The following is a 20,879-nucleotide window of genomic DNA, read 5'->3' on the forward strand; positions in this document are numbered from 1 at the left end:
CCCCGATCCGCTGACCTGACATGCCCGACCCGCTAGCCCTTGCCATCTCGACCGGAGAACCCGCCGGCATCGGTCCCGATATCACCATCGGGGCGTTGCTGCAGCTGGCGGGCGCCAACAATGGCGTCGGCGGCGGGCAATACCGCTTCCATGTGCTGGGCGATGCCCGCCTGCTGGCCGACCGCGCGGCGGCGCTGGGCGCCACGCACGCCTGGGAGCGGCGCATTGCCGACGGCGACGTGGTGGTCGAGGACATCCCGCTGGCGGTCGCGTGCGAGGCCGGGCGGCTCGACGCGCGCAACGGCCCCTATGTGCTGAAGCTGCTCGATGCCGCCATCCACGGCTGCCGCGCGCGCGGCAAGGCCGCGCCCCGGTATGCCGCAATGATCACGGCGCCGGTGCAGAAGAGCACCATCAACGACGCCGGCGTCCCCTTCACCGGCCATACCGAATACCTGGCCGAGAGCGCCCGCGTGCCGCGCGTGGTGATGATGCTGGCCGGCCCGCAGCCCGCGCACGACGGCGCCATGCTGCGCGTGGCGCTGGCCACCACCCACCTGCCGCTGCGCGCGGTGCCCGATGCGCTGTCGGTGCCGCTGCTGGTGCAGACGCTGTCGATCATCGATGCCGACCTGCGCCGGTACTTCGGCATCTCGCGGCCGCGCATCCTGGTCACGGGCCTGAACCCGCACGCCGGCGAAAGCGGCCATATGGGCCGCGAAGAGATCGACATCATCACGCCCGCGCTGGCGCAGGCAAAAGATGCCGGCATCGACGCGCGCGGGCCCTTTCCGGCCGACACGCTGTTCCAGCCGCGCCACCTGCGCGATGCCGACTGCGTGCTGGCGATGTACCATGACCAGGGGCTGGCGCCATTGAAATACGGCACCTTCGGCCACGGCGTGAATATCACGCTGGGGCTGCCCTTTATCCGCACCTCGGTGGACCATGGCACCGCGCTCGACCTTGCCGGCACCGGCCAGGCCGAACACGGCAGCATGATCGAGGCCATCCGCAGTGCGGTCACCATGGCCGGCCACGCCAATGGCCGGCGCCCTGGCAGCAACGGTGCCACGGGCAGCCATCCTGGCCACACCCATTCCGGCCTGCAGCCGCCATGCTGAAGCTGGACGAATAACCCATGCGTTCAAACGTGCACCAGGGCCATGTGGCCCGCAAACGATTCGGGCAGAACTTCCTGGTCGACGACACCATCATCCACGGCATCGTCAATGCCATCAGCCCGCAGGCCGACGACGTGCTGGTCGAGATCGGTCCCGGTCTGGGCGCGCTGACCGACCCGCTGCTCGAACGGATCCCGCAGATGCAGGTGGTTGAGCTGGACCGCGATCTGGTCGAGCGCCTGCGCCGCCGCTATGGCGAGCGCCTGCAGGTCCACGCCGGCGATGCGCTGGCGTTCGATTTCGACAAGCTCGCCGTGCCCGGCCGCCCGCTGCGCATCGTCGGCAACCTGCCGTACAACATCTCCAGCCCGCTGCTGTTCCACCTGATGGATTTCGCCGACCAGGTGCGCGACCAGCACTTCATGCTGCAGAAAGAGGTGGTGGAGCGCATGGTGGCCGAACCCGGCAGCAAGGCCTTTGGCCGGCTCTCGATCATGCTGCAGGTGCGCTACTACATGGAACACGTGCTGGACGTACCGCCGGGCGCCTTCAATCCGCCGCCCAAGGTCGATTCCGCCGTGGTCCGCATGATCCCGTGGCCGCGCCACAGCGACGGCCGGCTGCGTTCGCCGCATGCCGATTGCGACATCACCGTGCTGGGCGACGTGGTCACTGCAGCGTTCTCGCAGCGGCGCAAGGTGCTGCGCAACACGCTCTCGTTCCTGCGCGACCAGGTCGACTTCGATGCGATGGGCTTCGACCTCGGCCGCCGCGCCGAGGAAGTGCCCGTCGGCGAATATGTCGAACTGGCCCGGCGCCTCGGTGGTACGCCATCCGGCCAGGCCGGACAGGCCGCCTGAGGCCCGCACATCCCGATTCCCGAATCCCGAGTTTCCCGCGACTATTTCGTGCAAGACCGTCCCATGACAGCCCAGACCCAAACCAACCGGCGTCCCGTGATCCTGACCGGCGACCGTCCCACCGGCCCGCTGCACCTTGGCCACTATGTCGGCTCGCTGAAGAGCCGCGTGACGCTGCAGGACACGCATGAGCAATACGTGCTGCTGGCCGACACCCAGGCCATGACCGACAACGCGCACGATCCCGACAAGGTGCGCCGCAACGTGCTGGAAGTGGCGCTGGACTACCTGGCCGTGGGCATCGACCCGGCCAAGACCACCATCACCGTGCAGTCGCACCTGCCGGCGCTGGCCGAGCTGACGCTGATGTACCTGAACTTCGTCACGGTGGCGCGGCTCGAGCGCAACCCGACCATCAAGGAAGAGATCCAGGCGCGTGGCTTTGGCCGCGACATCCCGGCCGGCTTCCTGTGCTACCCGGCATCGCAGGCCGCGGACATCACTGCCTTCAAGGCCCACGTGGTGCCGGTGGGCGAAGACCAGGCGCCGCTGATCGAGCAGACCAACGAGATCGTGCGCCGCATCAACCACCAGGTCGGCCGCGAAGTGCTGCCCGAATGCAAGGCCCTGATCCCCGAGTTCGGCCGCCTGCCTGGCGTCGACGGCAAGGCCAAGATGAGCAAGTCGCTGGGCAACGCGATCGCGCTGGGGGCTTCGCCCGAGCAGATCAAGGCTGCGGTGCACAGCATGTACACCGACCCCAACCACCTGCGCGTGTCGGACCCGGGCCAGGTCGAGGGCAACGTGGTGTTCACCTACCTGGATGCGTTCGATCCCAACACCGAGGAAGTCAAGGCGCTGAAGGAGCACTACCAGAAGGGCGGCCTGGGCGACATGGTGCTCAAGCGCCGCGTCGAGGCCATCCTGCAGGACATGCTGGCCCCGATCCGCGCGCGCCGCGAAGAACTGGCCAAGGATCCGGACTATGTGTTCGACATCCTGCGCCAGGGCACCGCGAAGGCACGCGCGCTGACCCAGCAGACGCTGGACGAAGTGCGCGACGCGCTCGGCATGTTTTCGTTCGAGGCACGCCGCTGAGCGTCAGGCAGCGGCGGCTCCGGCCGCCGCAGTATTGCGCTTGCCGCGCCGCTCAGGCGCGGCGATTGACCAGCACGATGCCGGCCAGCACCAGGAGTGCCGCCATGGCAAAGCGCGGGCCCACCGCGTCGTGCATCAGCACCACGCCGAAGGCGACCCCGAACAGCGGCGTCAGGAAGGAAAATACCGACAGCCGCGACGCCAGGTAGCGCCGCAGCAGCCAGAACCAGGTCAGGTAGCTGGCAAACGCGATCAGCACTGACTGGTAGAACAGGCTCGCCAGCACCACCCCGTCGATCTGCACGGTTGCGGTCTGGCCGGCGGCCACCGCCATCGCCAGCAGCATCACCGCGGACACCGCCAGCTGGTACAGCAGGGTCTTGCTGGCCGGGGCGCTGGCCAGCGGGCTGGCGCGCACCACCACGGTGGTGGCAGCCCACAGTGCGCCGGCGAGGATGCCAAGCGCATCGCCCAGCAGCGTGCTGCCCTGCGCCGACGGCGCGGCAATGCCATCGGCAAAGGCCAGCGCCATGCCCGCGAACGCGAGCGCCACGCCCAGCCATTGCCCGGTGTGCAAGCGCTCGCCCGGCACCACGAAATGCAGGCCCAGCGCGGTGAAGATCGGCGCGGTGTACAGGAACACCGCCATGCGCGAGGCCGTGGTGTGTCCCAGCCCGACGAAGATGCAGAAGAACTCTGCGCCGAACAGCAGCCCGGCCAGCAAGCCGGCGTTCAGCGTGCCGTCGCGCCGCCACAGCGGCGTGCCGCGCCAGGCGGCAAAGCCGAACACCAGCAACGCCGCCACCGCCGAGCGCACGCCGGCCTGCAGCACCGCGCCCATCAGCGGCGCGGTGACCTTGATCACCACCTGCTGCAGGCCCCAGGCGGCGCACAGCACCACCATCAGGCCCACGGCGATGCCGTCGAGCGGCTGCCGGGTCAGGGCTTGCGTGCTCATCGTCAGCGTCCGTCAGGGACGGCTGGCGTCGCGGGTGGAATGGCGCTCGATCAGTTCGATCTTGTAGCCGTCCGGGTCTTCGACAAAGGCGATCACGGTGGTGCCGCCCTTGACCGGGCCGGCTTCGCGCGTGACCTTGCCGCCGGCGGCGCGGATGCGCTCGCAGGCGGCCGCGGCATCGTCGGTCTCCAGCGCGATATGGCCGTAGGCCGTGCCCAGGTCATACTGGTCGACGCCGTAGTTGTAGGTCAGCTCCAGCACCGCGGTCTCGCTCTCGGGGCCGTAGCCGACGAAGGCGAGGCGGTACTTGTACTCAGGGTTGTCGCTCTGGCGCAGCAGCTGCATGCCGAGCACGCGGGTGTAGAAATCGATGGAGCGCTGCATGTCGCCGACGCGCAGCATGGTGTGGAGGAGTCGCATTTGAGGGCCTTCAACTGTTTTAGGTATAGGAAGGCGCCATTTTAGTGCGTTTGGCCGAAACGTACCGGCCCGCTCCCGCTCGCTCAGAATGTCGGCAACAGCTCGGGCGGGTGCGCCCGCAGTTGCGCGCGCGCATCGCGGAACTCGGGGAAGATCGATTCCACGGTCTGCCAGAAACGCGGGCCGTGGTTCATTTCCTTCAGGTGCGCCAGCTCGTGCGCGGCGACATAGTCGATCATCGACAGCGGGAAATGCATCAGGCGCCAGTTCAGCCGGATCTTGCCGTCGGCGGTGCAGCTGCCCCAGCGCGTGGCGGCCGAGGTCAGCGCAAAGCCGGTGTGGCGCACGCCCAGCTTGTCGGCGTAGATATCGAGGCGCTCGGCCAGCAGCCGGCGCGCCTGCTGCTGCAGCCAGCCCTGCACGCGGTCCTTGATCTGCTGCTCGTCGGCATGGCCCGGCAGCGCCAGGTGCAGCACGCGGCGGTCGGCATCGAACAGCAGCGCGCCGAGCGGCGACTCCAGCGACAGCGTCAGCGGCTGCCCCAGGAAGGGCAGGCTGGCGCCGTCGCGCCATTGCACCGTGGGCAGGATGCGGCGCGACTCGCGGTGGCGCCACTCGCCCAGCTTGTTGAAGATCCAGCGCTGTTTTTCCAGGATGGCCGACTCGATGTCCGCCAGCGTGACCCAGCGCGGCGCCGTGATCGACAGGCCGCGGTCGTCGATGGTGAAGCCGATGGTGCGGCGCGCCGAGCGCTTGAGCGTGTAGTGCAGCGGCCGTTCGCCGATACGCAGCAGGCGTGCGTTGGGTTGCGGCACCGGCCAGGCGGGCTGCTGCGGGGGCTCCGGCGCAAGCGGGGCCGCAGGCTGCGGCGCCTGGGCGGACTCCGCCAGCGGCAGCTCCAGCTGCGCGCCGTCGGCGTCGGTGGCGGGTCGCAGCAGCTTCATGCGGCGGGCCCGGCCGGGGCCGCGCTCCGGTAGCTCTGCGGATCGATGCGGCGCATGTCGCGCTCGATCCATTCCGCCACCTCCTGGTTGAGCTGGTCCGCGGTCTTGTTGGCCGAGGCGATCGCCGGGCCGACCGAGATCGTCACCATGCCCGGGTGCTTCAGGAACGAATTGCGCGGCCACACCCGGCCCGAGTTGACCGCCATCGGCAGCACCCAGGCGCCGGTTTCCACCGCCAGGCGCGCGCCGCCGCTCTTGTAGCGTGCCTTCTCCAGGCCCGAAGGCGTGCGCGTGCCTTCCGGGAACATGATGATCCAGGCGCCTTCGGCCAGCCGCTCGCGGCCCTGACGCGCGGCCGAGGCGAAGGCGCGGGTGCCTTCCTTGCGGTTGATATGGACCATCTTCAGCATGCCCAGCGCCCAGCCGAAGAACGGCACCAGCAGCAGCTCGCGCTTGAACACGAAGCACAGCGGCTTGGGCATCAGCGCCACGTAGGCCACGGTTTCCCAGGCTGACTGGTGCTTGGACAGCAGCACCACCGGCTTGTCGAGCATCACGTCCATATGCTCATGGCCTTCGATGCGGTACTGGATGCCGCAGATGCCGCGCGCGGCCCAGATCACCAGCAGGGGCCAGCCGCGCACGAAGCGGAAGCGCTGGTCGGCATTCATGAACGGGAACACCAGGAAGCAGGCGCAGGCGTACGGCGGCGTCAGCACCAGCAGGTACAGCGCAAACAACAGGGAACGGAGAAACGTCATGCGGGGGGGGCGCGCGGGGGTGCGAATAGGGAATGGATGCGGGCGGTCAGCCGGCGCTATGAGTGGGCGGGCGCTGTGCGCCGCCGTTGCCGGTCAGCCAGCGCGCAAACGCGAGCAGGTCGTCGTGCACTTGCGTGCCCGGCGGCAGGGCGCCCTGGTCGAGGGTCTTCTGGCCCTTGCCGCTGCGTACCAGGTGCGGCGCGCAACCGACCGCCACGCCGGCTTCCAGGTCGCGCAACGAATCGCCAACGATGGGCACGCCGCGGAGCTCGATGCCGAAGCGCTCGCTGATCTGCTCCAGCATGCCGGGCTTGGGCTTGCGGCAATCGCAGCCGTCCGCGGCGGTATGCGGGCAGAAGAACACCGCGTCGACGCGCCCGCCCAGGCGCGCGAGCAACGTGTGCATCTTCTCGTGCATGGCGTTGAGCGCGCTCATCTCGAACAGCCCGCGGCCGATGCCGGACTGGTTGCTGGCGAGGACCACGCGGTAGCCGGCCTGGTTCAGCGCGGCGATGGCCTCAAGGCTGCCGTCTATCGGCACCCATTCATCGGGCGTCTTGATGAACTGGTCGCTGTCGAGGTTGACCACCCCGTCGCGGTCCAGGATGACAAACTTGGGCGGCGTCTGCGGCATGTGCGGCTCCGGTGGCTGAGATCAGGCGGCCAGCTTGGAGATGTCGGCCACGCGGTTGGCCATCGCGTGCAGCGAAGCCAGCAGCGCCAGGCGGTTGGCGCGCAGCTGCTCGTCCTCGGCCATCACCATCACATCATTGAAGAAACGGTCGACGGCATCGCGCAGCTGGGCCAGGTCGCGCAGCGCGGCGGTGAAATCGCCGCTGGCGAAGGCGGCTTCCACGGCCGGGCGCACGCGCTCGATGGCGGCGTGCAGCGCGCCTTCGGCCTCTTCCCGGAACAGCGCCGGATCGACCGTGCCGACCGGCTCGGTGTTCTTGCGCAGGATGTTGGTGATGCGCTTGTTGGCGGCGGCCAGGGCCTCGGCCTCGGGCAGCGCGGCAAAGGTGCGCACGGCTTCCATGCGGCCCAGGATGTCGTGCAGCTGGTCCGGGCGCAGGCTGACCACGGCCTCGACTTCGTTGGTGGTGTAGCCCTTGTCCTTCAGGTAGCCGCGCACGCGGTCGTACAGGAAGTCGGCGATCGCCTCGGGTGCCGGCTTGACTGCAGCGATGCCGGCAAAGGCCTGCTGCGTCAGCGCCAGCATCGACGTCAGCGACAGCGCCAGCGGCTTTTCGATCAGCATGCGCAGGATGCCCAGCGCATGGCGGCGCAGCGCGAACGGATCCTTCTCGCCGGTGGGCTGCAGGCCGATGCCCCAGATCCCGACCAGGGTCTCGAGCTTGTCGGCCAGCGCCACGGCGGTGCTGACCGCACCTGCGGGCAGCGCATCGCCGGCAAAGCGCGGTCGGTAGTGTTCGGAGCAGGCCAGCGCCACGTCTTCGGCTTCGTCGTCGTGGCGGGCATAGTACGTGCCCATGGTGCCCTGCAGCTCGGGGAACTCGCCGACCATGTCGGTCAGCAGGTCGGCCTTGGCCAGTTCGGCGCCGCGCATCGCGGCGGCCTTGTCGGTAGGCACGCCGACTGCGTTGAGCGCATCGGCGATATGGCCGGCGATCTGCTGCAGGCGCTGCACGCGGTCCAGCTGGGTGCCGATCTTGTTGTGGTAGACCACGCTGGCCAGCTGCGGCACGCGCGACGCCAGCGTCTTCTTGCGGTCCTGGTCGAAGAAGAACTTGGCATCGGCCAGGCGCGGGCGCACCACGCGCTCGTTGCCGGTGATGATCGACTGCGGCGTCTCGGTGGCCAGGTTCGACACGATCAGGAAGCGGTTGCGCAGGTGGCCGTCGGCATCGGTCAGCGCAAAGTACTTCTGGTTGGTCTGCATGGTCAGGATCAGGCATTCCTGCGGCACTGCCAGGAAGGCTTCCTCGAAATGGCAGGCATAGACCACCGGCCATTCCACCAGCGAATTGACTTCATCGAGCAGCGACTCGGGCATGATCACCTGGTCGGCGCCGGCTTCCTTGAGCAGCGCGGCGCGCATGCGCTCGCGGCGCTCGGCGTAGCTGGCGACCACGTGGCCGGCGGATTCCAGCCGCTGCGCATAGTCATTGGCATGCGCGATCTCGATCACGCCATGCGACAGGAAGCGGTGGCCCTGGGTCAGGTTGCTGGCCTGCAGCCCCAGCAGCGTCACCGGCAGGATCTCGGCGCCGAACAGTGCGATCAGGCTGTGCGCCGGGCGCACGAAATGCACGGTGCTGCCGTCCGGGCGCTGGTAGCTCATGACCTTGGGGATCGGCAGCTTCGCAATGGTGTCTTCCAGCGCTGCCTGCACCGCGGCAGCCAGTTCGGCGCCGCGTGCGGTGTAGCGGTAGAAGAAGGCCTCGGCCTTGCCGTCGGAGGCGCGCTCCAGCGACTGCCAGTCGATCTCGGCAACGCCGACCGACTTGGCCAGCGCAGCCAGCTTCTTGGCCAGCGGCGCGGTGGGCTCGCCGTTGGCGTCCAGCGCCACCGACAGCGGCAGGACCTTCTCGCGCTGCTCGCGGTCCGGCGCGCTGCGGCGCACGCCCGACACCAGCGCGGCCAGGCGGCGCGGGGTGGCGAACGGCGTCACGGTGGCGCCCGGCTCAAGCAGGTCGCGCTCGCCCAGGCCGGCGAACAGGCCCTGCGCGAAGGCGTCGCCCAGGCGCGCCAGCGCCTTGGGTGGCAGCTCTTCGGTGAACAGTTCGATCAGCAGCGAGTCGGTCATGGGTTGCGACATGAATCGTATCCAACAGGTTGAAAGCGCGCGCCGCTTATCAGCAGCGCGGCGAAAGATTAGGTTCCACTCCGGACAGCAGCCACAGGCCGTTCTGTTGCCGGAATTGCAGCGTGGTGTAGGCGCATTGCGCGGCCGCCGCGGCGCTGGCCGCGCCGTTGCTGCCGCCGCGGCTGCCTGCAGCCGGGAAGCGTGCGTCGATGCGGCGCAGGCGCTTGTCGTAGCGGATCTCGTCGATGCGCCCGCCCACCCAGAAATCGATCTTCGGCGGCAGCTGCGCCGCCGAGTAGTAAGTCTTGACCGTGCGGCGGGTGCGGCCGTTGTGGGTCTCCATCTCCACCCACGTCAGCGGGTAGCGGATCGCGCTTTCATAGGCGCGCAGCGGCACGCGGTGCCAGCCCAGGTCGCGCTGGCCGGACAGGTCGCACGAGAACGAGCGCACCAGCTGCGTCCACTGGTCGAGCGCATTCAGCGACGGGCGCCATTGGCGCGCCATGGCCAGCTGCAGCGCCTGCGGATCGGCCTCGCACACATTGCTCAGTTCGGCCGGCAGCATCAGCACCTGCGCGCTGGGTGCCGCCTGCGCGCGCGCGCCGATGGCATTGCCGGCGGCGGCGAGCGCGGCGATCGCCGTGGCGCAGCACAACGCGCTGCGCGCCAGTTGCGTCATGCCCGGGCTCCGCCGTTGCCGCACATCGGGAAGCCGAGGGCCTCGCGCGAGTCGTAGTAGGCCTGCGCCACCTGGCGCGACAGGTTGCGGATGCGGCCGATATACGCCGCGCGCTCGGTCACCGAGATCGCGCCGCGCGCGTCCAGCAGGTTGAAGGTGTGGGCGGCCTTGAGCACCTGCTCGTAGGCGGGCAGCGCCAGGCGCGTGCCGGCGGCCTGGCCTTCCTCGGTGCCTTCGCCGTTGCCCATCAGCCGCTTGGCCTCGCCTTCGTGCTCGGCGAAATGGCGGAACAGGATCTCGGTGTTGCTGTGCTCGAAGTTGTAGGTCGACTGTTCGACTTCATTCTGGTGGTACACGTCGCCATAGGTCAGGCGGCGCGTCTCGCCGTTCTCGACCCACTCGGTCCAGATCAGGTCATAGACGTTCTCGACCTTCTGCAGGTACATCGCCAGGCGTTCGATGCCGTAGGTGATCTCGCCGGTGATGGGCTTGCAGTCGATCCCGCCCACCTGCTGGAAGTAGGTGAACTGCGTCACTTCCATGCCGTTGAGCCAGACTTCCCAGCCCAGGCCCCAGGCACCCAGCGTGGGGTTCTCCCAGTCGTCCTCGACGAAGCGGATGTCGTTCTGCTTCAGATCCAGGCCGAGCGCCTCGAGCGAGCCCAGGTACAGCTCCAGGATGTTCTCCGGCGCGGGCTTGAGCACCACCTGGTACTGGTAGTAGTGCTGCAGGCGGTTGGGGTTCTCGCCATAGCGGCCGTCCTTGGGGCGGCGCGACGGCTGCACGTAGGCGGCGCGCCACGGCTCGGGGCCGAGCGCGCGCAGGAAGGTGTGTACGTGGGATGTGCCGGCGCCGACCTCCAGATCGATGGGTTGCAACAGCGCGCAGCCCTGCCGGTCCCAATAGGCCTGCAGGGTCAGAATCATTTGTTGGAAGGTCAGCATATGAAGACTAGGTAGAGGCACCCGGGCGCGGTCGCGGCGCCCGGCATGCAGGCCGCGCGGCGCGTGCCGGAGCCGGCGCATGCGGATTTTGCCAAACCCTGAATTCTATCGGCTTTTTGGCGAGGCGCCCCGTTTGGCGGGGCCGGCTAGGTCACGCACCGATGGTGGAGGATGCCCGCCAATGTCGGTCCTACGCAACGCATCGGGAAAATACCGAGGCGGATTTCAGGTTTGGCCGCTGCTGGCCGATAACGTTTTTGTATACAGTATGAGTAAGCAACCCGTTTCAGAGCGTTGCGATTGACAGTCCGTGCCGGCATGGCGGGCACGGCGGCTGCTGGCTGGCACCGCAGTGGCCGTTTGTCGGTAACTGATTATTGATGGGGACTTGGCATCATGGCACTTCTTTCTCGCAAACCTTACCTGGTCGCAATCGCGGTCATGATCGCCGCGGCCACCGTGTCCGTGGCGACCGGGCTGCTGAACTGAACCGGCTGGCGCTCACCTGAGGCGCCACCACCGGCACCGCAATCCAGCGCCGGACGGCGGCGGCGATCCCGCCGCGTCCGGTGCCTGCGCCAGCCTGTGCCTTCAGCCTGCACCGCGCAGCTTGCGCATACGCCAGGCAGCAAGCCCCAGCACCAGTGCAAACAGCGCCAGCACCGGCGCGTTCCCCCAGCGGATATAGGGCGTCAAGCCCTGCATGCCCTGCACCTCGGCCGCCAGCGTGCCGACCGTGAAGGTCGGCAGGCGTTGCTGCACCGAGCCGTCCGGACGCACCACCGCAGTCATGCCGGTATTGGTCGAGCGCAGCATCGGCCGGCGCGTTTCCAGTGCGCGCATGCGCGAGATCTGCAGGTGCTGGTCCAGCGCGATGGTGTCGCCGAACCACGCCAGGTTGGTCAGGTTGGCCAGGACATTGGCCGGCGCCGGCTGCTGGCGCAGCGTCTGCGCGATCTCCTCGCCGAACAGATCCTCGTAGCAGATATTGGGCGCCACGCGCACGCCGCGCACCGGCAGCGAGGCCTGGTCGAGCCCGCCGCGGCGGAAGTCGCCCAGCGGCATCTTCATCATGTCGACGAACCAGCGGAACCCCAGCGGGATGAATTCGCCGAACGGCACCAGGTGGTGCTTGTTGTAGCGGTACAGGCGTTCGGTCTCGGGGCCCAGGCCGAAGACGCTGTTGGTGAAGTCCACCGGCGAGTCGGCGCCGGCGGCGCCGAACAGCACCGTGGTGCCGCTGGCCAGCGCGTAGTCGCGCACCGCCACGGCCACGTCGACCGGCAGCTCCTGCAGGATGACCGGGAACGCGGTTTCCGGCGTGACCACGAGGTCGGCCGGCGCGGCGGTGATCATGTCGCGGTACAGCTCGATCGAGCGCTGGATGCCGGCGGGCTCGAACTTGATGTCCTGGGCCACGTTGCCTTGCAGCAGCCGCACCGACAGCGGCTTGCCGGCGGGCGTGGTCCAGGCCAGCGGCGCCAGCGCGGCGCCCGCGGCGGGCAGGGCCAGTGCCAGTGCCAAGGCGCCCAGCGCCCGGCCGCGCTCGCCGCGGCCCAGCCCGCGTACGGCAGCCGCCAGCAGTGCCGCCACCGCGGCTGCCAGGGCGCCGATGCCGTATACGCCAAGCAGCGGCGCGAAGCCGGCCAGCGGGCCATCGGCATGGGCATATCCGCCCGACAGCCACGGGAAGCCGGTAAACACCACGCCGCGCAGCCATTCGGTGAGACCCCAGGCAGCGCCGAAGGCCAGCGGCGCCAGCAGCGTGGCCCCGGGCAGGCGCGCCGTCAGCCGATGCCACAGCGCGCCGGCCAGCGCCGGGTAGAGCGACAGGAAGCCAGAGAACAGCACCACCGCGAGCGCGGCCATCCACGCCGGCATCTCGCCGTAGACGTGCATGCTGATATAGAGCCACCAGATGCCGGACAGGAACCAGCCCAGCCCGAAGGCGTAGCCAGTGGCGGCGGCCAGGCGCGCGCGCGGCGCGTCGGCCATCAGCGCGGCCAGGCCGGCCAGCGACAGGATCTGCAGCCACCACCAGTCATGGGGGGCGAAGGCTTGCGTATGGGCGATGCCGAGCACGCCGGCCAGCAGCAGCCGCGCCATGGTCGCCGTGCGCGAATGCGCGCGCGTGCCAGGCACACCCGCCGGGGCGGCGTCGGCAGCGGCGGCGCCGTTGAGGATCGGGGCGGAACGCTTCATGCGCCGGCCGCGCCCGCGTTGTCGCCGTTGGATTCCCGGTGCACCTGCAGCAGGTGCACCTGGCGCGCGTCGGCGCGCAGCACCTCGAAGCGGATCGGCGGCAGGGTGATGACCTCGCCGCGGTGGGGCACGTGGCCCACGTGGTTGGACAGCAGCCCGCCCACGGTATCGACGTCGTGGTCGGAGAAGGCGGTGCCGAAGGCGTCGTTGAACTGGGCGATCTCGGTCAGGCCGTGCACGCGCCAGCTGCCGTCGGGCATTGGCAGGATATTGTCCTGGTCTTCGTCGAGGTCGAACTCATCCTCGATGTCGCCGACGATCTGCTCCAGCACGTCCTCGATCGTCACCAGGCCGGCCACGCCGCCGTACTCGTCGACGACCATGGCGATATGGTTGCGGTTGATGCGGAAGTCGCGCAGCAGGATGTTCAGGCGCTTGGACTCGGGGATGAACACCGCCGGGCGCAGGGTCTCGCGCAGGTCGAAGGCGGGGTCGGTGTAGTAGCGCAGCAGGTCCTTGGCCAGCAGGATGCCGATGATGTTGTCACGGCTGCCTTCATAGACCGGAAAGCGCGAGTGCGCGGTCTGCTGCATGAAGGGGATGAACGCCTCCGGGGCATCCGCGATATTGACCATATCCATCTGCGCGCGCGGCACCATGATGTCGCTCGCGGTCAGTTCGGAGACCTGGAACACGCCCTCGATCATCGACAGCGAGTCGGCGTCGATCAGGTTGCGCTCATGCGCTTCCTGGAGCACTTCGAGCAATTCCGCGCGGGTGTCCGGCTCGGGGGAAATCAGGTCTGACAGGCGTTCGAGAAGCGATCTGGGACGATCGGCCTGCTTCAGGTAAGCGGGCTTCGAACTGGGATAAGGGTCGTTCATTTCGCGGCGAGCGCGTGGTGGAGATCGTCTGAAGGATACACTAAAAGCCTGGCCGTCCCGTGACGGCGGGCGGTGTCCTGCGACGATATGTGCAGCAGGCGGCGCCCGGTCGGCGCCGCCCGTGAGAAAGGGATTACGCGGGGATCACGCGGCGCGGTCGCTCTGGTAGGGGTCGGCGTAACCGAGCGCCTGCAGCGTTTCGGTCTCGATCGCTTCCATTTCCTCGGCCTCGACGTCTTCCTCGTGCTCGTAGCCTTGCGCGTGCAGCACGCCGTGGACGATCAGGTGCGCATAGTGCGCTTCCAGCGGCTTGCGCTGCTCGCGCGCCTCGGTTTCCACCACCGGGCAGCACAGCACGATATCGCCCGTGACCGGGTCTTCCTCGTTCTCCGCATAGGCAAAGGTCAGCACATTGGTGGCGTAATCCTTGCCGCGATAGGTGCGGTTCAGCGTGCGGCCTTCTTCCTCGTCGACGAAGCGGATGGTCAGCGCGGCGTCGGCATACAGCGCCGACTTGACCCAGGTCTCGATCTTGCGGCGCGGCGGCAGGCCGGCGCGCTTGCCGACGCCGTCGCCGTTCTGGATCTCGAGCTCCAGCCCGGGCGGAGTGGCCGGCGTGCCGGTGGAGGTGACCACCGGCGTGGCGGTCACGGCCACCGACAGCGAGTCATGGTTGTCCGGGCGCACCAGCAGGCCAGCCTGCTGGTTGGTGTCGGTGTGCTCGGCCAACAGCGCGACCACGCCGTCGGCTGCCTGCGACAGGTCCAGCGTCAGGCTGCGGCCGTCGGGCAGCTGCACGCGCAGCGCGTGCGCGGCGCTCTTGCGCGCGCGGCCGTCGCCGTCGAACAGGGTCAGGCTCACGGCGGAAGACTTGGATTTCTGGGATTTCAATTAAGCGTCCTTGTGCTGGGCGTGGTATTCGTCATAGGCATCGACGATGCGGGCCACCAGCGGATGGCGCACCACGTCGATGCTGGTAAAGCGGGTGCAGGCAATGCCGCGCACGTCGCGCAGCACGTGCAGCGCCTCCACCAGGCCGCTCTTCTGCCCCCTGGGCAGGTCGATCTGGGTGGTGTCGCCGGTGATCACCGCCTTGGAGCCGAAGCCGATGCGCGTAAGGAACATCTTCATCTGCTCGGGCGTGGTGTTCTGCGCCTCGTCCAGGATGATGAAGGCATGGTTCAGCGTGCGCCCGCGCATGTAGGCCAGCGGCGCGATCTCGATCATCTGGCGCTCGAACATCTTCTGGGTGCGGTCGAAGCCGAGCAGGTCGTACAGCGCGTCATACAGCGGGCGCAGGTAGGGGTCGACCTTCTGCGCCAGGTCGCCGGGCAGGAAGCCCAGGCGCTCGCCGGCTTCCACCGCCGGGCGGGTCAGCACGATGCGCTTGACCGCGTCGCGCTCCAGCGCATCGACCGCGCACGCCACTGCCAGGTAGGTCTTGCCGGTGCCGGCAGGGCCGACACCCAGGGTCAGGTCGTGCGACAGGATATTGCGCAGGTAGTCGCGCTGCGCCACGGTGCGGCCCTGCAGGCCGGTGCGGCGCGTGTGCAGCACCGGCGATTCGTCGCCGATCTCGCGCTCTTCGACATTGTCGCCGTTGCCGGGCAGGTAGCTGCCATGCGCGGACAGCTGGCGTGTTTCCACCAGGCCCAGTTGCACGTCGTCGATCGACAGCGGCGTGCGCGCCTGGTTGTAGAAGCGCTCCAGCGCCGTTGCCGCATCCTGCGCGTTGCCGCCGCGCACCGTCATGCGGTGGCCACGGCGCTGGATGTTCACGTCCAGCGCCTGCTCGATCTGGCGCAGGTTCTCGTCGAGCGGCCCGCACAGGTTCTGCAGCCGGGTGTTGTCGTCCTTGGGGGCGACGAATTCTGCGGAAGGGATTTTCATCGGTTGGCGATGGCCTCGCTGGATGGTGCCTGGTTACTGCCGAACCATGATCTCGCCGCGCAGCGAGTGCGGGAAGGCCTGCGTGATGCTGACATCGACCAACTGGCCGACCAGCCGGTCGCGGCCTGCCTGCGGCACGCCCGGCAGCGCAAAGTTGACCACGCGGTTGTTCTCGGTGCGCCCGTGCAGCTCGGTCGGATCCTTGCGCGCGGGGCCTTCCACCAGGATGCGCTGCACCGTGCCGACCATGTTCTGGCTGATGCGCTGCACGTTTTCCTCGATGGTGGCCTGCAGCCGCTGCAGCCGGCGCAGCTTGACCTCGTGCGGGGTGTCGTCGTGCAGGTTCGCCGCGGGCGTGCCCGGGCGGGGGCTGAAGATGAACGAGAACGAGGTGTCGTAGCCGATCTCTTCGATCATCGCCATCAGCTTCTCGAAGTCGGCATCGGTCTCGCCGGGGAAGCCGACGATAAAGTCCGAAGACATCGACATATCCGGGCGCAGCACGCGCAGCTTGCGGATGATGCTCTTGTACTCCAGCACGCTGTAGCCGCGCTTCATCGCCATCAGGATGCGGTCGGACGCATGCTGCACCGGCAGGTGCAGGTGGTTGACCAGCTTGTCGCAGCGGCCATACAGCTCGACCAGGCGCGAGGTGAATTCCTTCGGGTGGCTGGTGGTGTAGCGGATGCGCTCGATGCCGGGAATCTCGGCCACGTACTCGATCAGCAGCGCAAAGTCGGCGATCTCGGTGGTGTCGCCCATCTTGCCGCGGTAGGCGTTGACGTTCTGGCCCAGCAGCGTGACTTCGCGCACGCCCTGTTCGGCCAGGCCGGCGACTTCGGCCAGCACGTCCTCGAACGGGCGCGACACTTCCTCGCCGCGGGTGTAGGGCACCACGCAGTAGCTGCAGTACTTGGAGCAGCCTTCCATGATCGAGACAAAGGCGCTCGGGCCTTCGACGCGTGCCGGCGGCAGGTGGTCGAACTTCTCGATCTCGGGGAAGGAGATATCCACCTGCGACTGGCCGGTGCGCTGGCGCCGCGCGATCAGGTCGGGCAGGCGGTGCAGCGTCTGCGGGCCGAACACCACGTCGACATAGGGCGCGCGCGAGACGATGCTGGCGCCTTCCTGGCTGGCCACGCAGCCGCCCACGCCGATCACCAGGTCAGGCTTGACCGCCTTCAGTGCCTTCATCCGGCCGAGTTCCGAGAACACCTTCTCCTGCGCCTTCTCGCGCACCGAACAGGTGTTGAACAGGATCACGTCGGCGTCTTCGACGTTGTCGGTGGGTTCCAGACCCTGGCTGGCGTTGAGGACGTCGACCATCTTGTCCGAGTCGTACTCGTTCATCTGGCAGCCGTACGTCTTGACGAAAACTTTCTTCATATGCCGATCTCAGTGGTTGACCTGGGGGCATCAGGGTGTTGCAACAACACGGCCGGCGCGTGGGGTACGCCGGTCGCACTTCCGGGGGACTACGATTTCTTCTTCAGCGCCTTCTGTTCCGGCTCGCTCAGCACCCAGGCGGTCAGCAACTGGCCGTACAGGTCCAGCTTGTACCGCACCGGCAGCTTCTGGCCCGCCACCGCGGCACTGGCCAGCAACTGGTTGTCGGTGCCGAACAGGCGCAGGCCCGGCGCCACGCCGACGGTCTTGCCGTCGAGCGTGGCCGTCTGCGGGGCACCGGCAGACGGCGTGGCGATAACGAGCCTGGCCGCCTGCGCATCGTCCGGGATCGCCCGCACCGGCTGGGCCATCGCGCTTGCCGCACCGAGCAGCAGGGCGGCGGCGCAGGCCAGCGCTGGCAACAGCCTGCGGGCGCGCCCGGGTTGGACAGACTCCGGCGCCTCGCGGCGCGCATCACGACCTGCTGGCATGGGGGAGAACTCCGACTAATGGGACGACGCGTTGGCGGGAATGGCCCAAAGGCGGGCGCAACCCGGCATTTTACCCCGCTGGCGGCCTGACAGGGTCGGCGATGCGGCGGGGCTCAGAACAGACAGGATGCCTCTTGCAGCACACGCTGCTTGGACACCGTGCCCATCAGTTCGCGGCCGGCGCTGTCGCGCACCAGCGGGATGCGGTTGATGCCGTGCTCGGCAAACACCGCCAGGGCGTCGCGCAGGCCCGAATCCGGGGTCAGTGCGGGGAAGTCGCGTTCGGCCAGCGCCAGCACGTCGTCCGCGGCGCCCTCGCGCTGGGCGCGCTGCAGCGCGTGGATCGACAGCGCGCCCAGCAGGCGGCCATCCGCTTCGACCAGATAGAGGTAGCGCGTCCCGGTCTCGGCAAACTTGTCGGCCGCGGCCGCCAGGGTGGCGTTCGGGTCGAGCACGGTATCGGTCGGGTCGCACAGGCCCGCCAGCGTCAGCGTGCGGGCGTGTTCGGCCGCGGCCGAGGCCTGCGCGCGCTCGGCGATCACGCTGTACAGAGACAGCGTCTGGCAGCGTGACGCGGTGTAGTACGCCGCCACTGCGCCGATCATCGACGGCAGCAGCAGCGCGGGCGCCAGCGTCATCTCGAACACCATCAGCACCGACATCAGCGGCGCCTGGCTGGTGGCCGCCAGGAACGCGCTCATGCCCACCAGCGGCAGCAGCGGCGCCGCAGCGGCCGCCGTGTCCTGCATGCCGATGGCCAGCAACTGCCCGAGCGCCGCCCCCACGAACAGCGAAGGCGTGAACACGCCGCCGACCGCCCCCGAGCCCATGCTGATCACCGTAGCCACCAGCTTGGCCAGCAGCACGCCGGCCACCGGCACGCTCAGCGGCTGCTCCTGCAGGATGGTCTGGATGGTGGAATAGCCGTTGCCAACCACCTCGGGCACCGCCATCGCGAGCACGCCGACCAGCGCCCCGCCCAGCGTCAGCCGGGCCACCGGGCCGCCAGGCATCGCTGCAAAGCGGCTGCGCGCAAAGCCCGCCGCACGCATGAACAGCGCTCCTGCAATGCCGGCGGCCACGCCCAGCGCGGCCGCGGCCAGCAGGATGTGCGGGCGCAGGTCGGGGGCGATATCCAGGCCCGGGTAGAGCGGCTGCAGGCCGCCGTGCCACTGGCTGACCATGGCACCGGCCACCGAAGCCAGGAAGAGCGGCATCAGGCGCTGCACCGCGAGCGCCCCGAACACCACTTCGGCAACGAAGACGGCAGCGGAGAAGGGGGTGTGATAAACGGTGGCAAGGCCCGCCGCGGCCCCGCAGGCGGTCAGCATGCGACGCATGTTCGAGCCGCCGCCGCGTTCCAGCCGGGTCGACGGGAACAGCGAGCCGCACAGCGCCGCCAGTTGGATCATCGCGCCTTCCTTGCCGACCGAGCTGCCGCTGACGATCGAGAAAAACGACGAGAGCGCGCGCAGCAAGGTGATCCGCACCGGCAGGCGGCCGCTGCCGTTGGCCACCGCTTCCATGTAGTCGGTGGCGCCGCCGTGGCTGCCGGCCAGGCGATTGGCCAGCACCAGCAGGCCGCCCGCCAGCGCGCCGCCCACGGCCGGCACCACCACGCGCCACGCCAGCGCCAGCGTGGCGAATACGGCGACCACGTCGGCATGGCTGGAAAACAGGACCACGCCCGCGCCATCCAGCGCCTCCTTGAACAGCGTGGTGGCAATGGCCGCGACGATCCCGACCGGGATGGCCGCGAACAGGGTGACTTCCTGGTCTTCGAGGAAACGCAAGCGCATGGCGGCTTTCCGGGGCACATGTGGCGCGGGTGCGGAGCCGGAGAGGGGGCGGGCAGAGGCTGTCATGATAGCGCAGCGCCACCCGCGCAGATCCGATGTGCGCCGGCGCGCATGCGGGGCCGCGCGCGGTGCAGAACCCGCTGGTCCCGGACTGGTACACTACCGCTCTTTCCTTCGCGGGCGGGCCGGTGCCCTGCCATGCCGGCTTCCCGGCGTTCGCGTTCCGATTCCGATCCGATTACCAGGAGCCATCCGGCGTTTGGCGCACCGCGTGCGCAGCGATGGCCCAAGCAGCAATTCATGTCTTTTTCTGAACTCGGCTTGTCCGACAAGATTGTGCGTGCCGTGGCCGAACAGGGCTACACCACGCCGACTCCCATCCAGGCCCAGGCGATCCCCGCCATCCTCAAGGGCGGTGACCTGCTCGCCGGCGCGCAGACCGGCACCGGCAAGACCGCCGGCTTTACGCTGCCGATGCTGCAGCTGCTGTCCGATTCCGCGGCGCGCGGCGCCAATGGCGCGCAGCGTCCGGCCCGCCTGCCGGTGCGCGCACTGGTGCTGACGCCCACGCGCGAACTGGCCGCCCAGGTCGAGGAGAGCGTGCGCAACTACGGCAAGTACCTGCGCCTGCGCTCGATGGTGATGTTCGGCGGCGTCGGCATCAATCCGCAGATCGAACAGCTCAAGCGCGGCGTCGAGATCGTGGTGGCCACGCCCGGCCGTCTGCTGGACCACGTGTCCCAGCGCACCATCGACCTGTCGCAGGTGGAACTGCTGGTGCTGGACGAAGCCGACCGCATGCTCGACATGGGCTTCATCCACGATATCCGCAAGATCCTCAACGTGCTGCCGGCCAAGCGCCAGAACCTGCTGTTCTCGGCAACGTTCTCGGACGATATCCGCGCGCTGGCCGACCGCCTGCTGAACAACCCGGCCTCGATCGAGGTGGCGCGGCGCAATACCACGGCCGAGACCGTGGACCAGCGCGTCTATCCGGTGGACCGCGAGCGCAAGCGCGAACTGCTGGCCCACCTGGTGCGCCAGCATGACTGGCACCAGGTGCTGGTGTTCACGCGCACCAAGCACGGCGCCAACCGCCTGGCCGAGCAACTGACCAAGGACGGCCTGTCGGCACTGGCGATCCATGGCAACAAGAGCCAGTCGGCGCGCACGCGCGCGCTGTCGGAATTCAAGTCCGGCACGCTGCGGCTGCTGGTGGCAACCGATATCGCCGCGCGCGGCATCGACATCGACCAGCTGCCGCACGTGGTCAACTTCGACCTGCCCAACGTGCCCGAGGACTATGTGCACCGCATCGGCCGCACCGGCCGCGCCGGCGCCGAGGGCGAAGCAATCTCGCTGGTCTGCGTGGACGAGATTGCGCTGCTGCGCGATATCGAACGCCTGATCAAGCGCAAGCTCGAGCAGACTGTGCTGCCGGGCTTCGAGGTCGACCCGAGCATCGCGCCCGAGCCGATCCAGAAGGGCCGCCAACAGCGTGGCGGTGGTGGCCAGGGGCAAGGACAAGGCCAGGGCCGCGGACGCGCCCAGGCGCGTCCGGCCGGCAACGAAGGCGAGGGCGCCCAGCGCCAGCGCCCGGCGCGCGAAGCGCAGGCTGCGCCGCGGCAAGCCCAGGGCGGCCAGCCGCGCACGCGCGCTGCCGAAGGCGGCC

19 protein-coding genes are annotated in these 20,879 nt (G+C 68.7%); 4 read left to right on the top strand and 15 right to left on the bottom strand.

Features of this window, described 5'->3' with window-relative positions:
* Positions 1-20 precede the first annotated feature (20 nt).
* The 3 genes from pdxA to trpS all read left to right on the top strand — a co-directional run bounded on the left by pdxA (position 21) and on the right by trpS (position 3,082).
* On the top strand, positions 21-1,124 hold the full coding sequence (gene pdxA, locus AC3WLE_RS17475; RefSeq protein WP_492355812.1) for a 4-hydroxythreonine-4-phosphate dehydrogenase PdxA: 1,104 nt from the start codon (positions 21-23) through the stop codon (positions 1,122-1,124).
* A 17-nt stretch (positions 1,125-1,141) separates the two neighbouring features.
* Positions 1,142-1,984: a 16S rRNA (adenine(1518)-N(6)/adenine(1519)-N(6))-dimethyltransferase RsmA gene (rsmA, locus tag AC3WLE_RS17480; RefSeq protein ID WP_018312802.1), complete on the top strand. Its 843-nt coding sequence runs from the start codon at positions 1,142-1,144 to the stop codon at positions 1,982-1,984.
* Positions 1,985-2,047: 63 nt separating this feature from the next.
* Positions 2,048-3,082, top strand: coding sequence for a tryptophan--tRNA ligase (trpS, locus tag AC3WLE_RS17485; RefSeq protein WP_492355811.1), 1,035 nt, complete (start codon positions 2,048-2,050; stop codon positions 3,080-3,082).
* 52 nt (positions 3,083-3,134) lie between these two features.
* On the opposite strand, the gene AC3WLE_RS17490 is transcribed toward trpS, so the two are convergent.
* From AC3WLE_RS17490 to AC3WLE_RS17560, 15 genes are all read right to left on the bottom strand, one after another.
* Positions 3,135-4,040, bottom strand: coding sequence for a DMT family transporter (locus tag AC3WLE_RS17490; protein ID WP_492317668.1), 906 nt, complete (start codon positions 4,038-4,040; stop codon positions 3,135-3,137).
* A 12-nt stretch (positions 4,041-4,052) separates the two neighbouring features.
* Entirely contained in the window at positions 4,053-4,460 is a 408-nt protein-coding gene (gloA, locus tag AC3WLE_RS17495; RefSeq protein ID WP_492317667.1) for a lactoylglutathione lyase, read from the bottom strand.
* 83 nt (positions 4,461-4,543) lie between these two features.
* Entirely contained in the window at positions 4,544-5,404 is an 861-nt protein-coding gene (locus AC3WLE_RS17500; RefSeq protein WP_492317666.1) for a M48 family metallopeptidase, read from the bottom strand.
* Positions 5,401-6,165 (bottom strand): lysophospholipid acyltransferase family protein, encoded by a 765-nt coding sequence (locus AC3WLE_RS17505; RefSeq protein WP_492317665.1) that lies wholly within the window; start codon positions 6,163-6,165, stop codon positions 5,401-5,403. The genes AC3WLE_RS17500 and AC3WLE_RS17505 overlap by 4 nt, the downstream gene beginning before the upstream one ends.
* Positions 6,166-6,211: 46 nt before the next feature.
* Positions 6,212-6,799, bottom strand: a complete 588-nt coding sequence (gene gmhB / locus AC3WLE_RS17510) for a D-glycero-beta-D-manno-heptose 1,7-bisphosphate 7-phosphatase (RefSeq protein ID WP_010813869.1) — start codon at positions 6,797-6,799, stop codon at positions 6,212-6,214.
* Positions 6,800-6,820: 21 nt separating this feature from the next.
* On the bottom strand, positions 6,821-8,944 hold the full coding sequence (gene glyS, locus AC3WLE_RS17515; protein WP_492355810.1) for a glycine--tRNA ligase subunit beta: 2,124 nt from the start codon (positions 8,942-8,944) through the stop codon (positions 6,821-6,823).
* Positions 8,945-8,981: 37 nt separating this feature from the next.
* A complete protein-coding gene (locus AC3WLE_RS17520; protein ID WP_492317663.1) occupies positions 8,982-9,611 on the bottom strand; it encodes a hypothetical protein in 630 nt (209 codons plus the stop codon).
* The gene (glyQ, locus tag AC3WLE_RS17525) at positions 9,608-10,555 is read right to left on the bottom strand and encodes a glycine--tRNA ligase subunit alpha (protein WP_492317662.1); all 948 of its coding nucleotides are present in this window, start codon (positions 10,553-10,555) and stop codon (positions 9,608-9,610) included. Before glyQ ends, AC3WLE_RS17520 begins: the two co-directional genes overlap by 4 nt.
* Positions 10,556-11,146: 591 nt before the next feature.
* Entirely contained in the window at positions 11,147-12,757 is a 1,611-nt protein-coding gene (gene lnt, locus AC3WLE_RS17530; protein WP_492317661.1) for an apolipoprotein N-acyltransferase, read from the bottom strand.
* Positions 12,754-13,641, bottom strand: a complete 888-nt coding sequence (locus AC3WLE_RS17535; RefSeq protein WP_010813864.1) for a CorC family transporter — start codon at positions 13,639-13,641, stop codon at positions 12,754-12,756. Before AC3WLE_RS17535 ends, lnt begins: the two co-directional genes overlap by 4 nt.
* Before the next feature lie 144 nt (positions 13,642-13,785).
* A complete protein-coding gene (ybeY, locus tag AC3WLE_RS17540; RefSeq protein ID WP_492355809.1) occupies positions 13,786-14,532 on the bottom strand; it encodes an rRNA maturation RNase YbeY in 747 nt (248 codons plus the stop codon).
* On the bottom strand, positions 14,533-15,531 hold the full coding sequence (locus AC3WLE_RS17545; protein WP_010813862.1) for a PhoH family protein: 999 nt from the start codon (positions 15,529-15,531) through the stop codon (positions 14,533-14,535). It lies immediately after the preceding gene.
* Between the two features lie 33 nt (positions 15,532-15,564).
* Positions 15,565-16,917, bottom strand: coding sequence for a tRNA (N6-isopentenyl adenosine(37)-C2)-methylthiotransferase MiaB (miaB, locus tag AC3WLE_RS17550; RefSeq protein ID WP_492351638.1), 1,353 nt, complete (start codon positions 16,915-16,917; stop codon positions 15,565-15,567).
* Between the two features lie 89 nt (positions 16,918-17,006).
* Positions 17,007-17,408, bottom strand: coding sequence for a hypothetical protein (locus tag AC3WLE_RS17555; RefSeq protein WP_492317658.1), 402 nt, complete (start codon positions 17,406-17,408; stop codon positions 17,007-17,009).
* A gap of 113 nt (positions 17,409-17,521) precedes the next feature.
* The gene (locus AC3WLE_RS17560; protein WP_492355808.1) at positions 17,522-19,207 is read right to left on the bottom strand and encodes a ClcB-like voltage-gated chloride channel protein; all 1,686 of its coding nucleotides are present in this window, start codon (positions 19,205-19,207) and stop codon (positions 17,522-17,524) included.
* Between the two features lie 300 nt (positions 19,208-19,507).
* Between AC3WLE_RS17560 and AC3WLE_RS17565 the strand changes: the two genes are divergently transcribed.
* Positions 19,508-20,879, top strand: a 1,372-nt coding sequence (locus AC3WLE_RS17565; protein ID WP_492363583.1) for a DEAD/DEAH box helicase, incomplete at its 3' end; no start/stop codon positions are given.

Source organism: Cupriavidus sp. FW306-1B-F12B (assembly GCF_058781795.1).